Source organism: Streptomyces sp. NPDC008317 (assembly GCF_042955955.1).
Lineage (GTDB): Bacteria > Actinomycetota > Actinomycetes > Streptomycetales > Streptomycetaceae > Actinacidiphila.
The window spans coordinates 296,075-313,191 of record NZ_JBIBFQ010000008.1 but is presented as its reverse complement, the minus strand read 5'-3'; the positions used below and the strand labels follow the sequence as shown (position 1 = coordinate 313,191).

Annotated in this window: 14 protein-coding genes and 1 pseudogene; 7 read left to right on the top strand and 8 right to left on the bottom strand. The window is 72.6% G+C overall.

All coding sequences use genetic code 11. From position 1 onward, the window contains the following. The first annotated feature begins 6 nt into the window (after nucleotides 1-6). A complete protein-coding gene (locus ACFY9V_RS25970; RefSeq protein WP_391163154.1) occupies nucleotides 7-909 on the top strand; it encodes an SAM-dependent methyltransferase in 903 nt (300 codons plus the stop codon). Between the two features lie 9 nt (nucleotides 910-918). On the opposite strand, the pseudogene ACFY9V_RS25965 reads toward ACFY9V_RS25970, so the two are convergent. Next, nucleotides 919-1,060: pseudogene (locus ACFY9V_RS25965) on the bottom strand (transcriptional regulator); the annotation flags it as partial. Nucleotides 1,061-1,336: 276 nt separating this feature from the next. Here ACFY9V_RS25965 and ACFY9V_RS25960 point away from each other — a divergent pair. Together ACFY9V_RS25960 and ACFY9V_RS25955 are read left to right on the top strand one after the other, a co-directional pair. Further along, nucleotides 1,337-3,544 (top strand): hypothetical protein, encoded by a 2,208-nt coding sequence (locus ACFY9V_RS25960; protein WP_391163152.1) that lies wholly within the window; start codon nucleotides 1,337-1,339, stop codon nucleotides 3,542-3,544. Nucleotides 3,545-3,626: 82 nt separating this feature from the next. Continuing rightward, nucleotides 3,627-5,882 carry an alpha-L-rhamnosidase C-terminal domain-containing protein gene (locus ACFY9V_RS25955; RefSeq protein ID WP_391163151.1) on the top strand — a complete coding sequence of 752 codons (2,256 nt, stop codon included), beginning with the start codon at nucleotides 3,627-3,629 and terminating at the stop codon, nucleotides 5,880-5,882. 108 nt (nucleotides 5,883-5,990) lie between these two features. On the opposite strand, the gene acs is transcribed toward ACFY9V_RS25955, so the two are convergent. From acs to ACFY9V_RS25925, 6 genes are all read right to left on the bottom strand, one after another. After that, on the bottom strand, nucleotides 5,991-7,982 hold the full coding sequence (gene acs, locus ACFY9V_RS25950) for an acetate--CoA ligase (RefSeq protein WP_391163150.1): 1,992 nt from the start codon (nucleotides 7,980-7,982) through the stop codon (nucleotides 5,991-5,993). Beyond that, nucleotides 7,979-8,626, bottom strand: coding sequence for an acetate uptake transporter (locus ACFY9V_RS25945; protein ID WP_391163149.1), 648 nt, complete (start codon nucleotides 8,624-8,626; stop codon nucleotides 7,979-7,981). The genes acs and ACFY9V_RS25945 overlap by 4 nt, the downstream gene beginning before the upstream one ends. Nucleotides 8,627-8,809: 183 nt before the next feature. Next, nucleotides 8,810-10,657, bottom strand: a complete 1,848-nt coding sequence (locus ACFY9V_RS25940; RefSeq protein ID WP_391163147.1) for a cation acetate symporter — start codon at nucleotides 10,655-10,657, stop codon at nucleotides 8,810-8,812. Further along, the gene (locus ACFY9V_RS25935; RefSeq protein ID WP_391163145.1) at nucleotides 10,654-11,211 is read right to left on the bottom strand and encodes a hypothetical protein; all 558 of its coding nucleotides are present in this window, start codon (nucleotides 11,209-11,211) and stop codon (nucleotides 10,654-10,656) included. The genes ACFY9V_RS25940 and ACFY9V_RS25935 overlap by 4 nt, the downstream gene beginning before the upstream one ends. Next, nucleotides 11,208-11,963: a response regulator gene (locus ACFY9V_RS25930; RefSeq protein WP_391163143.1), complete on the bottom strand. Its 756-nt coding sequence runs from the start codon at nucleotides 11,961-11,963 to the stop codon at nucleotides 11,208-11,210. The genes ACFY9V_RS25935 and ACFY9V_RS25930 overlap by 4 nt, the downstream gene beginning before the upstream one ends. Next, entirely contained in the window at nucleotides 11,960-13,150 is a 1,191-nt protein-coding gene (locus tag ACFY9V_RS25925; protein ID WP_223187657.1) for a sensor histidine kinase, read from the bottom strand. Before ACFY9V_RS25925 ends, ACFY9V_RS25930 begins: the two co-directional genes overlap by 4 nt. A gap of 123 nt (nucleotides 13,151-13,273) precedes the next feature. Between ACFY9V_RS25925 and ACFY9V_RS25920 the strand changes: the two genes are divergently transcribed. Both ACFY9V_RS25920 and ACFY9V_RS25915 read left to right on the top strand, forming a co-directional pair. After that, entirely contained in the window at nucleotides 13,274-13,651 is a 378-nt protein-coding gene (locus ACFY9V_RS25920) for a VOC family protein (RefSeq protein ID WP_188284292.1), read from the top strand. 338 nt (nucleotides 13,652-13,989) lie between these two features. Beyond that, a complete protein-coding gene (locus tag ACFY9V_RS25915; RefSeq protein ID WP_355341629.1) occupies nucleotides 13,990-14,979 on the top strand; it encodes a L,D-transpeptidase in 990 nt (329 codons plus the stop codon). 121 nt (nucleotides 14,980-15,100) lie between these two features. Here the strand turns inward: ACFY9V_RS25915 and ACFY9V_RS25910 are convergent, their stop codons facing one another. Continuing rightward, the gene (locus ACFY9V_RS25910; protein ID WP_391163141.1) at nucleotides 15,101-15,838 is read right to left on the bottom strand and encodes an SDR family NAD(P)-dependent oxidoreductase; all 738 of its coding nucleotides are present in this window, start codon (nucleotides 15,836-15,838) and stop codon (nucleotides 15,101-15,103) included. Between the two features lie 129 nt (nucleotides 15,839-15,967). On the opposite strand from ACFY9V_RS25910, the gene ACFY9V_RS25905 reads away from it, so the two are divergent. Next, on the top strand, nucleotides 15,968-16,636 hold the full coding sequence (locus ACFY9V_RS25905) for a TetR family transcriptional regulator (protein WP_391163140.1): 669 nt from the start codon (nucleotides 15,968-15,970) through the stop codon (nucleotides 16,634-16,636). Between the two features lie 302 nt (nucleotides 16,637-16,938). After that, the gene (locus tag ACFY9V_RS25900) at nucleotides 16,939-17,082 is read left to right on the top strand and encodes a hypothetical protein (protein ID WP_391045879.1); all 144 of its coding nucleotides are present in this window, start codon (nucleotides 16,939-16,941) and stop codon (nucleotides 17,080-17,082) included. Nucleotides 17,083-17,117 lie beyond the last annotated feature (35 nt).

Here is a 17,117-nt window from a genome sequence, read left to right as displayed (position 1 = left end):
CGCGTCATGAGCGAGCGGCACGAGCGATCGACGGCGGGCCGAGCCGTCCCGGAGGCCGACGGCGCGGCGGCCGAGCCCGACAGCACCGCCGTACGGGTCGCGCTGTGGCGGGCGGTCCATGTGCTGCACGACCCGCCGCCGCATGTGCTGGCGGACGAGATCGGATTGCGGCTGGCCGACCCCGAGGCGGGCTGGCGGGAGCGCGGGGACATGCATCCCGAAGGCACCAGCCGTTTCCGGGCGGGTGTCGTGGCCCGCGCGCGCTTCGTGGAGGACCTGGTCGTCGAGCGGCTGGACGAGGGCGTCGGGCAGTACGTGCTGCTGGGCGCGGGGCTCGACACCTTCGCGCAGCGCAGGCCGGATCTCGCCGACCGGCTGCGGATCTTCGAGGTCGACCGGCCGGAGCCGCAGGAGTGGAAGCGGCGGCGGCTGACCGAACTCGGCTACGGCGTCGGCGACGGGCTGCGCCTGGTGCCGGTCGACTTCGAGACGGCCGGTTCCTGGTGGGATCACCTGAGGACGGCCGGATTCGACGCCGGACGGCCCGCGGTGGTGGCCTCCGCCGGGGTCAGCATGTACCTCACGAAGGAGGCCAACGCCGCCACCCTGCGTACCCTCGCCTCGCTCGCGCCCGGCTCCACCGTCGTCATGACGTTCATGCCGCCGCTGGACCTGATGGAACCCGACGAGCGCGCCGTCCGTCAGGCCGCGGAGAACGGCGCCCGCGGCTCCGGCACCCCGTTCATCAGCTTCTACGCCCCCGCCGAGATCCTGGCCCTGGCCCGCGCCGCCGGATTCACCGACGCCCGCCACGTCCCGGCCGCCGCCCTCAACGAGCGCTACTTCGCCGGCCGCCCGGACGGCCTGCGCACCTCCAACGGCGAGGAACTGCTGGTCGCGACGGTCTGACCGGCTCTCTCAGATCCCCCGCAGGTCCCGCCAGGCCGCGCCGATGACGCGAAGGGCGTCGGCGCCGTACACGGCGGATTCCCGCAGGGCGCCAGGTGCGCAGGTACGTCTCTACGCTCACCGCGTCGTCGATCCACAGCTCCGCGTGCCAGGGTCCGGCTGGACGAGCCACGGCACTCGGTCCGCCTGATCCGCTGAGAGGGCACTTCTCCCTCCCGGGCGGGACGCCTCCCCCGTCCCCACCGCCTCCCTGGTCACAGCCCCCATGGCCGCTCCGCGGCCCGGATCCGCCGCGATCGGCCGGGCAACAACTCCCCGCACGGGTATGGACGGGCCGCGAAACACCGACGTAGTGTGCTCGGCGGCCCAGGAAGATCAGTGAGGGTTTCCGCGTCCGCGATCTTGAAACGATTCATCCGGGAGAGACATGCCGCACAGCGAAGTGCAGGGACCGACACGGCGCGTACTCGTCACGACGGGGCTGGCCGCCGCGTTCGTCGCGGCGACGGAGGCGGGCGGGGGCCGGGCCGTCGCCGCGGAACCGGCCGCGGGAGCCGCGCCGCAGGGCGCGTCGGCGGTGCCCGCGGGCGCCTCGGCCCCCGCCTCGCGGCCCGGCGGCAAGGCGCCCTCGGGCAAGTGGGACGCCTTCAACCTCTCCCCCGCCGGCCGTACGGTGCGCCCGGTCGCCGTCTACACGCTCACCGGTGTCGTGCGGCGGCCCGAGGCGCTGGTGACCGAGGGGCGCGGCGCCAAGGCCGTCACCCGGATCACCGGCAAGGGCTCCTCCGTGACCTTCGACTTCGGCAAGGAGGTCGGCGGATTCGTCACTCTCAGCTTCGGGCCGGGCGGTGAAACGAATCAGACGGTCGGGCTGACGTACTCCGAGCTGTCCGACTTCGTCAGCACGTCGTCCAGCGACGGGTCCAACGGCGGCAGCAACAACGAGCCCGCCGTGCGCTACGCGGTGACGCCCGGCGGGCGGATCAGCACCGACAAGGACACCCCGGTCGCGGGCGCGGGTCCCGCCGCGACCGCGCACCCGGCGTCCCAACTGCGCGGCGGTTTCCGCTACTTGACGGTGGTCAACGAGACCTCGGGCTCCGTGGACCTGACCGATGTCTCGGTACGGATCACCTTCGCGCCGAACGCCGCCGACCTGTCGGCGTACCCCAACTACTTCTACTGCGACGACGACATGCTCAACCGGGTCTGGTACGCGGGCGCCTACACCGTGCAGACCAACATCATCGCCGCCGACCAGGGCCGGGTCTGGGGCCCGCCGGACCTCGGCTGGGACAACAGCGCGAAGGTCGGCGAGGCGGGCGGCACGGTGCTGGTCGACGGCGCCAAGCGCGACCGCACGGCGTGGCCGGGCGACCTCGGCATCTCCGTCCTGACCGACTATGTGTCGCTGGGCGACCTGGTGACCGTGCGCGACTCGCTCCAGACGCTCTACAACCACCAGGACGCCGGCGGCGCGCTCCCGTACGCGGGGCCGGCCGTGAACTTCATCGGCAACTCCGACGCCTACCACCTGTGGACGCTCATCGGCACGGCGAGTTACGTCCAGCTCAGCGGCGACACCGCGTGGGCGCGTACGGCGTACGACGCGTACAAGAAGGCCGTGACGTACATCGTCGCGAAGATCGACGGTGACGGGCTGCTGAACGTCACCAGCGCGGCGGACTGGGCGCGTTCGGACGCCGACGGCAAGAACCTCGAAGCCAACGCCATCATGTACCGGGCGCTGGTGACCGCGAGCGCGCTCGCCACGACGCTCGGCGACCCGGCCTCGGCGGGCGCGTGGAAGGCGAAGGCCGCCGCGCTCAAGTCGGCGGTGGAGAGCGGCGGTTACTGGGACGAGGCCGTGGGCCTGTACCGCGACAAGCCGACCGGCGGCGGCGCCTCGCTGTATCCGCAGGACGGCAACGCGCTGGCCGTGTGGTTCGGCCTGGTGGACTCCGCGGACCGCGCGCGGACCATCAGCGCCTCGCTGGCGTGGCGTTGGACGGCGGTCGGCGCGCTGTCGCCGGAGAAGAGCGGTTCCTCCGTGCACCCGTTCCCCGGCGGCATGGAGGTGCACGCGCACTTCGCCGCGGGGCAGGACGCGACCGCGCTCGACCTGATCCGCCGCGAGTGGGGCTTCATGCTCGACAGCCCCACGGGGACGGCCAGTACGTTCTGGGAGGGCTACCGCACCGACGGCACGTCGGACTACTCCGGTTCGTACATGAGCGCCGCGCACGGCTGGTCGACGGGCCCGACCTCGGCGCTGACCTACCGCTTCCTGGGCATCTCCCCCACCGGCGACGCGGGCGCGGGGCACCGCGTGGAGCCGCACCCCGGCCAACAGCGTTTCGCACAGGGTCAGTTGACCACCGCGAAGGGGGTGATCGGCGCGTCGTGGCAGCAGCGCGGCGGCGGTGAGTTCGACCTGACGGTGAACGCGCCGGGCGGCGCCGTGGACGAGATCGCGGTCCCGGTGACCGACGCGCGCACCTGCGTCGTACGCCTCGACGGCCGCACGGTCTGGCAGGGGTCGGCGCGGCGCACCGGGGTGACCCTCTCCGGCGGCTATGTGCGGATCGCGGGCGTGGCGGCGGGCACCCGCAAGGTGACCGTGCGCCGCCGCTGACCGGCCGCCCGCCCGCGCCCCACAGGGATCGCGCGCGGGAACGCACCCGCTTCCGTAGAGGGACACAGAGAGGGAACGACGTATGCCCATTCATGTCCGCAGGAGCCGCGCGGCTGCCGCTGCCGTCGCGGCCGGGACCGTCATGCTGGGCCTGCTGCCCGGCTCGGCCTTCGGCGCCGACGCGCCGACGACGACCGCGGCGGCGAAGGCGCACGACCCCTGGACGCAGGACGGCTACACCCCGCGCCCCGGCGACTGGCGCCCGTACGTCCTGGCGCCGGCCGGCCACACGGTCACCCCGGTCCGCGTGCTGTCGGCGACCGCGAGAGGCGGCGCGATCCAGGGCGACCCGAAGGCGGTGCTGGGCGACGGCCGCAGGGCCGTTCGGCTGGTCAGCACCGGGGACCGGACCCAATCCCCGCTGCTGGCACTGGACTTCGGCAAGGATGTCGGTGGCCGGATCAGCGTCAAGGTGGCGGGCGCGTCCAAGACACCGCCTCGACTGCACGTGTGCTTCAGCGAGTCGGTGCAGTACGCGGCCACCGCTCCGGGCGACAACAACGGCGAGGCGGCTCAGGCGCCGGGCTGCGACACCGCGAACATCTGGAACGGCTATCCCGGCCAGCCGTACACCTACGACGCCGACAGCCACACCATCACCCTGGACACGGCGAAGCTGCCCGCGACCTTGACGGACACTCAGCTGCGCGGCGGTTTCCGCTACGCGACGCTGTTCCTCGACGGGCCCGGCTGGGTGGACCTCGGCGCGGTGTCCGTGAAGTTCGACGCGGCGCCGCGGCAGAAGTCGCCCGCCGCGTACCAGGGCTGGTTCCTGTCCAGCGACGACGAGTTGAACAAGATCTGGTACGCGGGCGCGTACACCGTGCAGCTCGACACCTGGATGTCGGACACGGCCAAGAGCTGGCCGTACGCGACGGATGAGGGCGATCACGCGGACAGCCAGGTGCCGAACGCCGATCCCGCCAAGGAGGTCATCTTCGACGGCGCCAAGCGGGACCGCATCGTGTGGCAGGGCGACCTGGCGGTGCAGGTCCCGGTCACGTATCTGAGCACCAACGACACGGACGCGGTGGACAATTCGCTGTCCTCGCTGGCCGCGCAGCAGTTGCCGGACGGGTACATGCCCGGCGAGAGCCTGGTGGGGCCGCACAATCAGGACGAGATCCGCACGTACGGCGAGTACGTGACGTGGTTCGTCTACAACCAGTACCAGCACTGGCTCTACACCGGTGACCGCGGCTATCTCGACAGGTGGTGGCCCGCGCTGACGAAGGCCACCGCGTGGCTGGAGTCGGTGCGCGCCCAGGACCCGCAGGGGCTGATCGCCTTCGGCGCGGTCAACTCCTGCGGCCACTACGGCTACAGCGACTGCGGGCACGAGACGTATGTGAACGCGCTGTATGTGCGCAATCTCCAGGAGATGGCGGAGCTGGCCACCGCCCGGCACGACAAGGCCGCGTCCGGGGTGTACGCGGACCGCGCGACCGTGGTGAAGAAGGCGGTCAACGACCAGCTCTGGGACGCGGCCGTCGGTGCGTACCGGCTCTCGCGGGAGATCCCCGGCGCCTATCCGCAGGACGCCAACGCGGCGGCGGCGCTCACCGGGGTCGCCGACCAGCGGCAGGCGAGCAGCGCGATGGACTATCTGCGGCGGACGAGTTGGGGTCCCTACGGCGCGCTGACGATGGCGCCGAGCACGCCCAACGCGTCGATCGGGCCGATCTACGAGCCGCTGCCCAGCGGTTTCGAGGCGAGCGCGCGGCTGGGTCTGGCCGACGCGAGCGGCGTGCAGCAGACCGGCGGCCTGGATCTGATCCGTACCTTCTGGGGCTACCAGCTCTCGCAGGACCCGGGCGGCACCTTCTGGGAGAAGGCCGACCTGGCGGGACAGCCCGCCCTTTCGCAGTTCACCAGCCTCGCGCACGGCTGGGCTTCGGGGCCGACGGTCAGCCTCACCAACCAGGTGCTGGGCATCCGGCCGACCGGCGCGGGCTTCGCCTCGTACGCGATCGTGCCCACGCCCGGCGACCTCACGTGGGCGCAGGGCAAGGTGCCCACCCCGCACGGCGCGATCAGCGCGTCCTGGCGCGCGAACGGCGGCGGCTTCACGCTGGCCACCGACGCGCCGCGCGGCACCACCGGCAGGCTCGCGGTGCCGACCGGCGGCGCGAGGGTGCGGGTCACCCTGGACGGGCGGACCGTCTGGGACGGCACGCGGGCGGTCGGCGGCGCGCGCGTGAGCGGTGACGGGGTGAACGTGTACGTGGACGCGGTCGGCGCCGGGCACCACACGCTGGTCTCGCACAAGGCGCTCTAGCGGCACAGGAGTTGAGTGACGACGGCCCGCGGGCGGTGGGGAGACCGCCTCGCGGGCCGTCGGCGCGTACCGGCCGGGACCGGATCCGGGGCGGTACGCCGCTCCCCGCTACTCCTCGTCCGCCGGGGCGCCGGAGGACGAGCCGCCGGGCAGCCGTTCACGGATGGTGTCCATCACCGTGGAGTCGGTCAGCGTCGTCACGTCGCCGAGGTCGCGGTGTTCGGCGATGTCGCGCAGCAGTCGGCGCATGATCTTGCCCGAGCGGGTCTTGGGCAGTTCGGCGACGACGAGGATCTGCCGGGGCCGGGCGATCGGCCCGATCTCCTTGCTGACGTGCGCCCGCAATCGCCTGGCCACGTCGTCGCCGCCCGCCTCCCGCGCGGCCTTCTCGCCGTCGGCGCGCAGGATCACGAAGGCGACGATGCCCTGCCCGGTCGTGGCGTCGGTGGCGCCGACGACGGCCGCCTCGGCGACCAGCGGATGGGACACCAGCGCGGACTCCACCTCGGTGGTGGAGATCCGGTGCCCCGACACGTTCATCACGTCGTCGACCCGGCCGAGCAGCCAGATGTCGCCGTCCTCGTCCTTCTTCGCGCCGTCGCCCGCGAAGTACCAGCCGGGGAAGCGCGACCAGTACGTGTCGATGTACCGCTGCTCGTCGCCCCAGATGGTGCGCAGCATGCCGGGCCACGGCTCGGTCAGCACGAGGTAGCCGCCGAAGCCGTTCGGCACCGGACGGCCCGTGTCGTCCACGACCTCCGCCGAGATGCCGGGCAGCGGCCGCAGCGCCGAGCCGGGTTTGCAGACGCTGACGCCCGGCAGCGGGCTGATCATCTGCGCGCCGGTCTCGGTCTGCCACCAGGTGTCGACCACCGGGCAGCGGTCGCCGCCGATGGCGCGCCGGTACCACATCCACGCCTCGGGGTTGATCGGTTCGCCGACCGAGCCGAGCAGCCGCAGCGACGTCAGGTCGTACTGGCCCGGGATCGTGTCGCCCCACTTCATGAAGGTGCGGATCGCGGTGGGCGCGCAGTACAGGATCGTCACCTTGTACTTCTCGACGATCTCCCACCACCGGCCCTGGTGCGGGGAGTCGGGCGTGCCCTCGTAGAGGACCGAGGTCACGCCGTTGGCGAGGGGGCCGTAGACGATGTAGGAGTGGCCGGTGACCCAGCCGATGTCGGCGGCCGTCCAGTACACGTCCTGCTCCGGCTTGACGTCGAAGACCGCCCAGTGCGTCCAGGCGGCCTGGGTGAGGTAGCCGCCGGTGGTGTGCAGGATGCCCTTGGGGCGGGCCGTCGTGCCCGAGGTGTACATGATGTAGAGCGGGTGCTCGCTGTCGAACGCCTCGGCCTCGTGCTCGGCCGACTGCGCGTCCACCAGGTCGTGCCACCACACGTCCCGGCCCGAGGTCCACGCCACGTCCTGGCCCGTACGGCGCACGACCAGGACGCTGCGGACGTCGGGGCAGCCTTCCACGGCCTCGTCCACGGCGGGCTTCAGGGCCGAGGCGGCGCCCTTGCGGTAGCCGCCGTCCGCGGTGATCACCACCCGCGCGTCGCAGTCGAGGATCCGGCCGCGCAGCGCGTCGGCGGAGAAGCCGCCGAAGACGACGGTGTGCGGTGCGCCGATACGGGCGCAGGCCAGCATCGCCACGACCGTCTCGGGGATCATCGGCATGTAGAGCGCGACCCGGTCGCCGGCCCGCACGCCCAGCGAGAGCAGGGCGTTGGCGGCGCGGCAGACCTGTTCGTGGAGGCCGGCGTAGGTGAGCGTGCGGGTGTCGCCGGGCTCGCCCTCCCAGTGGAAGGCGACCCGGTCGCCGAGCCCGGCGCGCACGTGCCGGTCGACGCAGTTGTCGACGACGTTGAGCTTTCCGCCGACGAACCAGCGGGCGAAGGGCGCCCGGCTCCAGTCGCGTACCCGGGTCCAGGGCTCGGCCCAGTCCAGCCGGGCCGCGGCGGCGGCCCAGAACGCCTCGACGTCGGCCGCGGCTTCCTCGTACGCGGCCGCGGTGACATTGGCCCGCGCGGCCAGTTCGGGCGGCGGGGGGAAGCGCCGGTCTTCTCTGAGCAGGTTGGAGAGGGTCTCCTCGGTCATGAGTGGGGCTCCTCCACCGGTCCGCCACGGCGGCCGACGGGGAGTCCTGACAGCGGGAGCACGGGGACGACGGCGCGCTTCCAGGTGCTGTTGGTGACGACGGCGAAGGAGGCGTACCAGGCGAACACGGCGGTGACCAGCCCGATCCAGCCGCCGACCTTGGTGATGGTGACGGACTTGTCGAATTCCGCGACGGTCAGCACGATGAAGGTCGCCGACAGGGCCACGAAGACCGCGAACAGCGCGGCGTTGGTCCGCAGGGCCGCGACCGTCATGTAGACGGTGAAGATCGCCCAGATCAGCAGATAGAGGCCGGTGGCCTGGTTGGCCGTCTCCGGGGGCAGATCGCCGACGACGAACTTCACATAGGCCGCGTAGGAGAGCCAGAAGGCGCCGTAGGATCCGAAGGCGGTGGCGCCGAAGGTGTTGCCCTTCTTGAACTCCCACATTCCGGCGAGCAGTTGCATGAGTCCGCCGTAGAACAGCGCGAGCGGCAGGACCACCGTGAGCAGATTCTGGTCGATGAGGTGGGCGTTGAAGGAACTCAGGACGAAGGTGGTGGCGGCGAACGCGGCGAGGCCGAGCGGTCCGGGGTCGGCGATGCCGTCCACGGGCGGCCGTTCGGTCGTGACGGGGGTGCTCATCTGCGGTTCCCTCCTCGGTGAGGAATGGCGGCGCGAAGCGCGGTACGTACGCCGCCGCGGGCCGTGCTGGGCCCGCTCCCACGCTAGGAACGCCGACGTCGGGGGGCCACAGCCCCACAGCGGGCGTCGCCCAGCGGTCGGGTCCGGGCGACGGACGGTCCGTCAGATACGGTGAGCGGTCGGTCAGATACGGCGAACGGTCGGTGACCGCTCACCGCCGGGTCCCGGCGCGCCGGGCGTCTCCCGCGGCGCGGGGACGCCGAGTCGACCGGGCTGACCGGGTTCCGGCTGCGCGCCGACCTCCTCCGGCAGGTGCATGCGCAGCATCACCCGGTCGACGTCCGCGCGCGAGATCCGGCCGCGGGTCAGCAGCGACCCGACGACCATGACGGCGAAGGCCACGGGGACGGTCCAGGCCGCGGGTTCTTCGAGCAGCGCGGCGCTCCAGCCGCCGCCGGGTCCGCGCACGCTGGTCAGCACGACCGCGACGGCGGCGAGTCCGCCCCCGGCCACCAGGCCGAACAGCGCGCCCAGGTCGGTCAGTCCGCGCCACCAGATGCCCAGCACCAGCAACGGGCAGAAGGACGAGGCGGCGACGGCGAAGGCCAGGCCGATCGCGTCGGCCACCGGCAGGCCGGGGGTCGCGACCGTCATCGCCAACGGCGGTACGGCCGCCGCGAGCGAGGCCCAGCGGAAGCCGTGGGTCGAGCCGCGCAGCAGGTCCTGCGAGACCACGCCCGCCACCGACACCGTGAGGCCCGACGCGGTCGACACGAAGGCGGCGAAGGCTCCCGCGGTCGCCAGCGCCGCCAGCAGCCGCCCCGCCTCACCGGCCTGTGTGATCTGCGGCAGCACCAGTACCGCGGTGTCGGTCTGCCCGGTGAGCAGCAGTTGCGGCGCGAAGATCCGGCCGAGCGCCCCGTAGACCGGCGGCAGCAGGTAGAAGCCGCTCAGCAGGATCAGGACGAGCAGCGTCGTCCGGCGGGCGGCCCGCCCGTCGGGGTTGGTGTAGAAGCGGACGAGGACGTGCGGCAGGCCCATCGTGCCGAGGAAGGTGGCCAGCAGGATCGAGTAGACGGCGTACAGCGGGTGCGATCTGCCGCCCGCGCCGGACAGCGGGCTCGCCCACCTGGCGCCGGTCGCCGGTGCGAGGCCGACCTTGTGCGGTACGGGGACGCCTTCGGGGAAGGTCAGGCCGGTGCCGCCTTCCGCCGTGTGCTCGCCGCGCACCAGCCGTACGGGCACGCCGTGTCGCTCCGCGCGCGAGGCCCCCTTGGCGCCGTAGGCCGTGCCGTCGAGGGTGCCGCTGACCGTCACCGTCACGGGTGTCGCCACGTCGAAGCGGACCTGGCTGTCGAGCCGTACGACCGTGGTGTGCGGGAAGCGCGGCACGTCGGGCGCGGTCAGCGAGGGGGTGCCCGCCGACCGCCAGGCCAGGACGAGGAAGACGGCGGGCACCGCGATGGCGGTGAGCTTCAGCCAGAAGTGGAAGCCCTGCACGAGGGTGACGCTGCGCATGCCGCCCGCCGCCGAGACGCCGACGACGGCCACCGCCACGACCACCGCGCCGACCCAGCGCGGCGCGCCCGTCACCGTCTGGAGGGTCAGGCCCGCGCCCTGCAACTGCGGTACGAGGTAGAGCCAGGCGATGACGGCGACGAAGACGCTCGCCACCCGGCGCACGGCGGTGGACCCGAGGCGTTCCTCGGCGAAATCCGGCAGCGTGTACGCGCCCGAGCGGCGCAGGGGCGCCGCGACCAGCAGCAACAGCACCAGATATCCGGCCGTGTAACCCACCGGGTAGGCCAGCATGTCGACGCCGTAGGCCATCAACAGGCCCGCGACGCCCAGGAAGGAGGCGGCCGACAGATACTCGCCGCCGATCGCCGAGGCGTTCCACAGCGGTGAGATCTCGCGGGAGGCGACGTAGAAGTCCGAGGTGGCGCGGGACAGCCGCAGGCCGTAGAAGCCGACCACGACGGTCGCCACGAGGACGACGACGAGGGCGGTGAAGCCGAGCGCCGGATTCATCCGGCCTCCGGGCCGGGGGCGCTGGGCGCGGGGCCCGTCGCCGGGTCAGGGGCGGTGGGCGTCGGGGCCGCGGGTGCCGGGTCAGGGGCGGTGAGCGCGGCCTGCGCCGCCGAGTCAGGGGCGCCGGGCGCCGGGGACGCGGGTGCCGGGGCCGAACCCGGCGGCGCGTCCGGGGCGTTGAGCAGATCCGTGAAGTCCCGCTCGACGCGCTCCGCGTGCCGTACGTGGAACCAGGCCGCGCCCACCAGCAGCGGGTAGGCGACGACGCCGAGCAGCAGCCAGGCGAGCCGGACCCCGAGGACGGCCACCGTGCGCAGCCCCGGCGCGAGCGCGAAGGCGGCGGGCAGACCGCCGATGACGACCGCGAGGACGGCCAGCACGCCGAGCGAGAGCCGCAGTTGGTCCCTGACCAGGGAGCGGACATAGACCTGGCCGAGGCGCGGCTGCGCGTGCAGGTCCTCGGCGACGGCTCGCGCGGACCAGCCGCCGGTACGGTCGCGGCGCGGCGCGGTCACCGCGACCCGGCGCGGCGGTGGCGGTTGCGTACCGCTCATGACGGCCCCTCGCCGGGCGCGGGCGACCACTGCATCAGCAGGTCCCGCAGTTCCCTGGAGTGGCGTCGGCTGACCGGGAGTTCACCGCCCGCCACGCGTACCGTCCAGTGCCCGGCGTCCGAGCGCAGCTCCTCCACGTGGCGGAGCGAGACCAGGTACCCGCGGTGGATGCGGACGAAGCCGTGCTGCGCCCAGCGCTCCTCCAGGACGGCGAGCGCTATCCGGACCAGTGGCGCGTGGCCGCCCGCGTGCAGGCGTACGTAGTCCCCCTGCGCCTCGACGTACGCGACGTCCTCGCGGCGGATGAAGCGGGTGACTCCGCCGAGGTCGACCGGGATGCGCTCGTCGGAACGGCCCGCCGGGGCGGCTCCCGGTGCGTTGCCCTCGATGACGGCGGCGACGCGGCGGACCGCCTCGGCCAGCCGTTCCCTGCCGACCGGTTTGAGCAGGTAGTCGCAGGCCTTGAGGGCGAAGGCGTCGACGGCGAAGTCCTCGTAGGCGGTGACGAAGACGACCGCGGGCGGCCGGGCGAAGCGGCCGAGGACGCGGACCAGGTCGAGGCCGTCGAGGCCCGGCATCCGGATGTCGAGGAAGACGGCCTCGACCGACTCGTCCTCCAGCAGCCGCAGGGCCTCGTCGCTGCTGCCCGCGCTGAGCACCCGGCCGACCCGCCGGTCGCCGCGCAGCAGATACGTCAGGTCCTCCAGGGCGGGCGGTTCGTCGTCGACGGCCAGGACCTGCAACGGTTTCACGATGCGCGTACTCCGTTCCGGTACTTGGGCACCCGGACGTTGACCTTCGTCCCGGCGCCGGGGGCGGTCTCCACCACCAGGCCGTACTCGTCGCCGAAGACCGTACGCAGCCGCTCGTCGACATTGCCCAGGCCGAGCGAGTCGCCGTCGTCCTCCCCGGCGAGCCGCATCCTGACCTCCTCGGGGTCCATGCCCACGCCGTCGTCCTCCACACTGATGCGGCACTCCGCGCCCGCGTCCTCGGCCCTGATGGTGATGCGCCCCGGCGTCGACTTGGGTCCGAGTCCGTGGCGTACGGCGTTCTCAACGATCGGCTGGAGGCAGAGGAACGGTACGGCCACCGGCAGCACTTCGGGCGCGATGAGCAGATCGACGCGGAGCCGGGAGCCGAACCGGGCGCGTTCCAGGCGCAGATAGCGGTCGACGGACCGCAACTCCTCGGCGAGGGTGGAGAACTGGCCGTGCCTGCGCAGGCTGTAGCGCGTCAGCTCGGCGAATTCGAGGAGCAGTTCACGGGCCTGGTCGGGGTCGGTGCGGACGAAGGAGGCTATGGCGGTCAGCGAGTTGTAGACGAAGTGCGGGGAGATCTGCGCCCGCAGCGCGCGCAGTTCGGCTTCGATCATCCGGGTGCGCGAGCGGTCCAGCTCGGCGAGTTCCAACTGCGAGATGACCCAGTGCGCGACCTCGCCCGCGGCTCTGACCAGGCCCGCCGACACCTGGCGCGCGTACACCGACAGGGCGCCGACGACCAGGCCGTCCACCACCAGCGGTACGACGACGGCGCTGCGGATCGGGCACCGGTCGTCGCCGCAGTGGATCTCCTCGGCCGGGACCACCCACGGCCGCCCGGCGTCCATCGCCTCCCGCGCGTGTTCCACGGCCTGCGCCGCGTGTCTGCGGCCCGGACCTTCCCAGGCCAGCAGTTCGCCGTCGCCGATGACGGCCAGCGCGGGTGTGCCGAGCAGTGCTCGCAGATGGCGGGCGGCGCTGCGGGCCGACTCGGGGTCGAGGCCGTTGCGCAGCGGGGGCGCGGCCAGTGACGCCGAGTGCAGGGTGGCGAAGGCGGCCCGGTCGGCGGGCGTACCGAATCCCCTGCGCCCGCGAACCAGCCAGAACAGGGCCGCCGCGGCGCCCGCGACCACCAGCGCGACCGACACCACGGTGATCACTGACCCCATGCCCCGCATTATCGCCAGGTGTGACGGCGTGAGACAGGTTCCGTTCGCAAGATTCCGTCGTGCGGGGGCCGTACCGCCGGTTTCGGCCCCGCCGTCGCGCGCCGGAGCCGCCGTGCCCCCTACGCTCTGTTCATGATTGCCGAATTGCAGTGCGTGGTGCTCGACTGTTCCGATCCGGCGGAACTCGCCAGGTTCTACAAGTCGTTGCTCGGCGGTACGGTCGACCGGCCCGATCCGCGCTGGTCGTTGAGCGACGGCTGGGCGACACTGCACACCGCGGCCGGGCTGGTGCTGGCCTTCCAGCGGGTCACCGAATACCGCAGGCCGCGCTGGCCGGAGCCCGCCTCCCCGCAGCAGTTCCATCTCGACTTCGGCGTGCCCGATCTGGCCGAGGCCGAGGAGAAGGTGCTGGCCAGGGGTGCGATCCTGCTCGACGACGGCGCCGGGACCCGGAGCTGGCGCGTCTACGCGGACCCCGCGGGGCACCCCTTCTGCCTGATCAAGCACTGAGTCCCGGCTGATCGGACACCGCGTCCGCGGGTCCGAGTACGGATTCCGCGTGTCCGGCCGCTGATTCCGCGTCTCCGCGCGGATTCCGCGTGTCCGGGCGGCGATTCCGCGCGTCCGGGCGCCGGGCACACGCCCGGTGACACCGCATCACCCTGTGTGACACACGCCACGCGGCGATCCGGCAGGCTTGGCCGTCGCTTTACGTGAGCCCTGCAACCGCCGTGATCGGGTAGGGGTCTGTAGTAGACGTACCGTGGTGATCAGGCGTAGCGGACGCGCCGGGACACGACCGTACGTACCGGACGTAAGTGACGCAGTGATACGAGTGGAGCACGGGCATGAGTCGGTTCAGGGGCAGCTTGGGTATCGCGCTGGTGGCCGGAGCGGTGCTCGCGGGCACGAGCGCGTGCGGCGGGAGCGGGCACGACGCCGCCTCGTCCGCTGCCGACGGGAAGGCGTCGGCGTCGGCGAAGCCGAGCGCCACGCCCTCGCCGACGAAGCCGACCCCGAAGGGGCCGCCGATGCTGCTCGACACGATCACCCCGCAGACCGGGACCACGGTCGGCGTCGCGATGCCGGTCTCGGTGCTCTTCACCAACCCGGTGGCGGCCTCGGCCCGCGCGAACATAGAGAAGCACCTCAAGATCACCACGTCCGTGCCGACCACCGGCGCCTGGCACTGGTTCAGCACCACCCGGGTCGACTTCCGGCCCCAGTCGTACTGGAAGCCGGGCACGAAGGTCACGGTCGACGCGAATCTGACCGATGTGCCCAACGGCAACGGGCGGTACGGGGTGCACGGCTACCACCACGCGTTCACCGTCGGCGACGACAACGAGGCGACCGTGTCGGTGCCGGGTCACACGATGAAGGTCACGCACAACGGACAGGTCGTGAAGACCCTGCCGATCGACGCGGGCAGCCCCACGTGGCCGTCCTGGGACGGGACGATGGCCGTCATCGACAAGGCGGAGAAGGTCCACATGACGTCCTGTAGCGTCCACATAACCTGCGACAAGAGCAATCCGGACTACTACGACCTGACCCTGCCGTGGGACGTGCACCTGACGAATTCGGGCACGTACATCCACTACTCGACCGGGGACCCGCAGCCGGGGCACAGCTTCGGTTCGCACGGCTGCGTCCACCTGTCGCTCACCGACGCCAAGTGGTTCTACAACTACGTCAAGCAGGGCGACCCGGTCACCATCACCGGCTCCCCGCGCGGCAAGGCCCCGGGTAACAACGGCTACGCCGACTTCAACCTGTCCTGGTCGCAGTGGCTCCAGGACAGCGGCACCGGCCAGATGACGACCACGACCGCCTGAGACCCGCCGCCTCCTGCCTGCTGCCTCCTGACCGCTGACCCCGGACCCCTGACCGCTGACCGTCCGAGGTGCGGCGTTGGCGTACCGGCGGCGCGGGACCGGCCGACCCGGTCCCGCGCCGTCAGCTCTGCGCGGTCGGGCGGACGACGATCTCGCCGACGTCGATGTCGGCGGGCTGCTCGATCGCGAAGGCGATGGCGCGGGCGACGGCGTCCGGCGGCATCGCGATCCCTTCCACCATCTCGGTCAGCTTGGCGCGCGCTTCGGGGCGCCGCATGCCGCCCGCGAATTCAGTCCTCGTCATGCCGGGCGAGACGATCGTCACCCGCAGTTTGCCCCCCGCTTCCTGCCGCAGGCCCTCGGAGACGGCGCGCACGGCCATTTTCGTACCGGAATAGACCGACTGACTGGGCACAATTCGGTGGGCCGCCGTGGACGCGGTGTTCACGAAATGGCCGAAGCCCTGCGCGCGGAATACCGGAAGCGCGGCGGCGATGCCGTACAGCACGCCTTTGAGATTGACGTCGACCATCTCCTCCCAGTCCTCGACGCGCAGATCGTCGAGCGGGGAGATCGGCATCGCCCCCGCGTTGCTGACCAGCACGTCGAGCCGCCCGTAGCGCTCGGTCGCCAGGCCCACGAGCCCGGCCACGTCGGCGCGGCTGCGCACGTCGGTGCGCAGGTGGGCGACCTCGCCGCCCGCTTTCCCGATCCGTGCGGCGACCGCGGCGAGCCGGTCCGTCCCACGGGCGCCGAGCACCACTCTCGCGCCGCGTTCGGCGAGCAGCAGCGCGGTCGCCTCGCCGATTCCGCTGCTGGCTCCTGTGATCGCGACGACCTTGTCCTTGATTTCGGTCATGACTTTTCCGTCCCTGCGGGATTGAGGGTTCGAGTGTGCGGGGGGAGTTCCGCGCACGAGGAATGTAAGAGGGCTATCACTACGGTACGGTAAGAGGGCTATCACGTCCAGCGCGCGAGGAGGCGGCCCGTGTCGGGGAACGCGCAGGGCGGCCCCCAGCGGGGCCGCTACCACCACGGCGAGCTGCGCCCCGCGCTGATCGAGGCGAGCTTCGATCTGCTGGCGGAGGCGGGGCCCGCGGCCTTCTCGGTCGCGCGGGTCGCCCGCAGGCTCGGGGTGAGCACGGCAGCGCCCTACCGGCACTTCGCCGACCGCGACCACCTCTTGGCCGCGGTCGCGACCCGCGCCGCCGAGGAACTGGCCGAGCGGTTCCGGCAGGCGGCCGACGGCGCGGGCCAGGACCCGGCCGAGCGCTTCGCGGCGACCGCGGGGGCGTACGTCCGCTACGTCGGCGCGCGCGGCGCCGGTTTCGACGTGATCTTCGCCAGGCCCCTGGTGGCGCTCCAGGACCGCGACCTCGCCGACGCCGGCCGCCTACTGGTGGACCTGCTCTTCGAACTGGCCCAGGACGCCCTCGGTCAGGGTCCCGCCGCCGCGCTGACGCTCCTGGAGCAGCACGTGACGGCCGCCCACGGCTACGCGACACTGCACCCCGGCGGCCTCTTCAGCCGCGTGAGCCCGCGGGAGGGAGTCGACGGCACCGCGGACCTCGCGGTGGCCACGAGCCGCGCCCTGGTGCGCGGCGCGCCCGAAGCCGCCGCCCCCGGCCCGCCCTCCCCCGGACGCCCGCACGACTGACCGCGCGGGACCGGGACCGGGCCGCGACGGGACCGCCGCAGCGCCGCGACAGGCCCGAGCCGGGCCGCACCGGGGCCGGCGCCGGGCCCGCTCCGGACCCCGCCGACCCGCCAGGGCCAACGCCACGTTCGGTCCTGCGGCCCGCAGGGCGTACCGTCATAGGCGGCGCGTACCGTCGTCCCAGGACGACCTGCCGTTTTCCCACGCACCAGGGCGGAGCCGTCACCAATGACGGCGACGACCGCCGCGGGCGGACCGAGGCAGCGGCGACCGCCGTCATCACCACTCACTGGGGGATCTTCATGGACTCTTCGCCTTCGCTCTTCTCCAATCCGGAGCAGACCGCCCCGCGCCCGGCCACCGTGCCCAACCCGGCGCCGGTCAACGACCCGTTCCTCGCGCCGCCGGAGGCCCCGCACGAGGAAGAGGACGAGGACGCCTCGTAACGACCGGCACCCCCGTCCCGACCCGTCACCCGGTC

Bases quoted from the DNA above. Each gene is read 5' to 3' on its own strand.
- ACFY9V_RS25945 (WP_391163149.1), bottom strand. From the start codon at position 8,626: ATGAGCACCCCCGTCACGACCGAACGGCCGCCCGTGGACGGCATCGCC.
- ACFY9V_RS25940 (WP_391163147.1), bottom strand. From the start codon at position 10,657: ATGAATCCGGCGCTCGGCTTCACCGCCCTCGTCGTCGTCCTCGTGGCG.
- ACFY9V_RS25920 (WP_188284292.1), top strand. From the start codon at position 13,274: ATGATTGCCGAATTGCAGTGCGTGGTGCTCGACTGTTCCGATCCGGCG.
- ACFY9V_RS25925 (WP_223187657.1), bottom strand. From the start codon at position 13,150: ATGCGGGGCATGGGGTCAGTGATCACCGTGGTGTCGGTCGCGCTGGTG.
- ACFY9V_RS25900 (WP_391045879.1), top strand. From the start codon at position 16,939: ATGGACTCTTCGCCTTCGCTCTTCTCCAATCCGGAGCAGACCGCCCCG.
- ACFY9V_RS25960 (WP_391163152.1), top strand. From the start codon at position 1,337: ATGCCGCACAGCGAAGTGCAGGGACCGACACGGCGCGTACTCGTCACG.
- ACFY9V_RS25935 (WP_391163145.1), bottom strand. From the start codon at position 11,211: ATGAGCGGTACGCAACCGCCACCGCCGCGCCGGGTCGCGGTGACCGCG.
- ACFY9V_RS25970 (WP_391163154.1), top strand. From the start codon at position 7: ATGAGCGAGCGGCACGAGCGATCGACGGCGGGCCGAGCCGTCCCGGAG.
- ACFY9V_RS25910 (WP_391163141.1), bottom strand. From the start codon at position 15,838: ATGACCGAAATCAAGGACAAGGTCGTCGCGATCACAGGAGCCAGCAGC.
- ACFY9V_RS25915 (WP_355341629.1), top strand. From the start codon at position 13,990: ATGAGTCGGTTCAGGGGCAGCTTGGGTATCGCGCTGGTGGCCGGAGCG.
- ACFY9V_RS25955 (WP_391163151.1), top strand. From the start codon at position 3,627: ATGCCCATTCATGTCCGCAGGAGCCGCGCGGCTGCCGCTGCCGTCGCG.
- acs (WP_391163150.1), bottom strand. From the start codon at position 7,982: ATGACCGAGGAGACCCTCTCCAACCTGCTCAGAGAAGACCGGCGCTTC.